The 3,156-nt window shown below is 36.2% G+C and carries 3 protein-coding genes; 1 reads left to right on the top strand and 2 read right to left on the bottom strand.

Features of this window, described 5'->3' with window-relative positions:
* The first annotated feature begins 452 nt into the window (after window positions 1-452).
* A complete protein-coding gene (gene ilvC, locus BN338_RS00900) occupies window positions 453-1,472 on the top strand; it encodes a ketol-acid reductoisomerase (RefSeq protein WP_039758153.1) in 1,020 nt (339 codons plus the stop codon).
* A gap of 120 nt (window positions 1,473-1,592) precedes the next feature.
* On the opposite strand, the gene BN338_RS13480 is transcribed toward ilvC, so the two are convergent.
* Window positions 1,593-2,276 (bottom strand): amino acid permease, encoded by a 684-nt coding sequence (locus BN338_RS13480; protein ID WP_341872021.1) that lies wholly within the window; start codon window positions 2,274-2,276, stop codon window positions 1,593-1,595.
* Window positions 2,277-2,292: 16 nt separating this feature from the next.
* Window positions 2,293-3,027 carry an amino acid permease gene (locus tag BN338_RS13475; RefSeq protein WP_280109512.1) on the bottom strand — a complete coding sequence of 245 codons (735 nt, stop codon included), beginning with the start codon at window positions 3,025-3,027 and terminating at the stop codon, window positions 2,293-2,295.
* Between the last annotated feature and the right edge of the window lie 129 nt (window positions 3,028-3,156).

Raw genomic sequence — 3,156 nt, 5'->3', positions numbered from 1 at the left:
AAAGATATTGTTGTATAGGCTTTTGAAGGTTATATTAAAATAATACTTGTTATTTTTTAATTTTTCTTGCTATCCATATTGATTTGGTTCATGTTAAAGATCGTATAAATTGTATGTTGTATCTTAATTTTTAGGATATAATGTTTTGTTGTGCGATGGAAAAATAGAATCTTAGCAGATATATTTTCTTTAGAAATATTGTTTTTTTGTAAGTACCATTTTTGTAGGACAGCGGTTGAAATTTATTTGGGGATCCGTATGTGTTTTGGGAATTTCTGGGGACCACAGGTTTTTCTATACAATATGTAAACTTTAAAAATTATTCAATTTCTGTGTTTTTATAAGCGGCGTTTTTTTGTCTTTATGAGTATGTGATGCACTGAAGATAATGTTTCTTATTTGATAAAATTATCTGAGATCTAGTTTAAATAGAAAAAGAAGGAAGTGTTTTTATGCGTGTTTATTATGATCGTGATGCGGATATGAATCTCATTAAAGGGAAAAAAGTGGCCATTGTTGGTTATGGTTCTCAAGGGCGTGCGCATGCTTTAAATTTGAAAGATTCTGGTGTCCAAAATGTGCAAATTGTTTTGCGCTCAGGGTCGGAAACAGTTAAAAAGGCTACAGCTGATGGTTTTGAAGTGGTGAGCGTTGCTGAAGCAGCAAAATGGGCAGATCTCATCATGATGGCAACACCAGATGAATTGCAAGCTGATATTTATAAAGAGCATATTCATGACCATTTACGTGATGGGGCGGCGATTGCTTTTGCCCATGGTTTGAGCATTCATTTTGGCTTGATTGAACCTAAAAAAACCGTTGATATTGTGATGATTGCTCCTAAAGGTCCAGGGCATACAGTTCGTCATGAATACCAACGTGGTTGTGGTGTTCCTTGCTTAATAGCGGTGGCACAAGATGCTTCAGGGCATGCTCATAGTGTAGCATTATCTTATGCATGTGGACTTGGTGGTGGACGTGCTGGGGTGATTGAAACAACATTTAAAGAAGAGTGTGAAACTGATCTTTTTGGTGAACAAGCGGTTCTGTGTGGTGGTCTTGTTGAACTCATTCGAGCAGGTTATGAAACACTAACACAAGCAGGCTATGCACCAGAAATGGCTTATTTTGAATGTTTACATGAGGTTAAACTGATCGTTGATCTCATGTATGAAGGGGGCATTGCAAATATGAATTATTCGATTTCTAATACAGCTGAATGGGGCGAATATATGTCTGGTCCACGTGTGATTACGGATGAAACCAGAGCAGAAATGAAGCGTATATTGAAAGATATTCAAACGGGTAAATTTACATCGAATTGGATTCAAGAATATAAGGCTGGTGCGGCTCATTTTAAAAGTATGCGGCGTTTAAACGATAATCATCCTATTGAAGAGGTGGGTAAAAAACTTCGTTCTATGATGCCTTGGATAAAATCGAACGCTTTGGTTGATAAAGAACGTAATTGAAATCTCTACAGAGATATTTTGTCACGTTTATAATTGTAATAGACAGTTATCAAAAAAGGGTAACTTGAGTTACCCTTTTTATATGTTTTTTTTGCACATAGGATTTATTTCTTAGGGGCTTTATTTTTTAGGGGAGTATTTTTTTAGGGGAGTATTTTTTAAGTTTTTGCGTAATTCTTTCTTCCAAAAAGAAAATATACAATACCTAAAAATATAAACCATACTGGTGTGTATTTTAAAGCTACGGCAGTATCTGCTTCTAATGATAATAAATAAATAAATAATGAATGCAAAAAAAACGAGAAGCGTCCAGCACATAATAACACCTCCTGGCATTTTATAAGGAGAGACACTATGCTGGAGAGGACGACTGCGGCGATAGACGATATAGCTGATCAAAATAATCGACCATACAAATATAAATAACGTTGCGGCAATTGTCGTGACAATTGTAAAAGCAGCTATGAGGGTTTGAGATAACGATACAACCGCATAGCCTAATAAGATGCATAAACATGAAAAGAATAATGCGTTGGCTGGAACGTGATTACGAGAAAGTTTTCCTAAAAATTTAGGAGCTCCTTTTTGGGTTGCTAACCCATAGACCATACGACTGGTAGAAAAAATTCCACTATTTGCTGAAGAGGCGGCTGCTGTGAGGACAACAAAGTTCATTAAACCAGCGGTAATTGGAATACCAATAAGTGCATACATTGTTACAAAAGGGCTTTTTTCTGGACTGATTTGATCCCAAGGCGTTACAGACATGATTACAAGAAGAGAGAAAATATAAAAAAATACAATGCGGATTGGTATTGAATTAACAGCTTGTGGCAGGGCTTTTTGAGGGCTCTTTTACTTCAGCCGCCGCTGTTCCTGCCAGCTCAATGCCAACAAAAGCAAAAATAACAATTTGAAATCCAGCAAAAAAGCCTGTAATCCCTCGTGGAAAAAGATTTCCACCATTCCATATATTGCTAAGGGAAGCAACCGACCCGTTTGGAAAGACAAAACCGGTGAAGATCATATAAAATCCCACAACAATTAAGACTAAAATTGCTACAATTTTGATAAAACCAAACCAGAATTCAAGTTCACCAAAAGGTTTTACGGCGACGAGGTTAAGGACTAAAAAGGACATAAGACTAATGATAACAGGAATCCATGGATTGAGTTCTGGCCACCAAAAGTGTGCATAAGTGACAATAGCAATAATTTCAGCAGTTCCAGTGACGATCCAACATAACCAATATGTCCAGCCGATAAAGAAACCAGCACATGGTCCTAGAAGATCAGTCGAGAAGTCAATAAAAGATCGGTATTGTGTATTAGAAAGCAATAATTCTCCCATAGCACGCATGACAAAGTATAGAGCACAACCAATAATCGCATAAACGAGGAGGATTGAGGGGCCTGCTACACTGATTGTTTTTCCTGATCCCATAAAGAGACCTGTTCCAATTGCTCCACCAAGGGCTATAAGTTGTATATGGCGATTATGTAGTCCACGTTGCAATTTCTTCTTAGATTTTTTTTCTAAATTTTGTTTGTTCATTTTTGGGAAGTTCCCTTTAGTTATTTTAAGATAAAAATTACCCTAAAAAAGGTAATCATTTCTATCGGAACATGATATGTTTGATGAGTAAAGGAATTTTTTTCTATTATTTTGTATAAATAAAGAAAA

Source organism: Bartonella queenslandensis AUST/NH15, assembly GCF_000312585.1.
Lineage (GTDB): Bacteria > Pseudomonadota > Alphaproteobacteria > Rhizobiales > Rhizobiaceae > Bartonella > Bartonella queenslandensis_A.
Note: the sequence above shows the minus strand (reverse complement) of the source record. Positions and strands in the feature narration are given on the sequence as shown.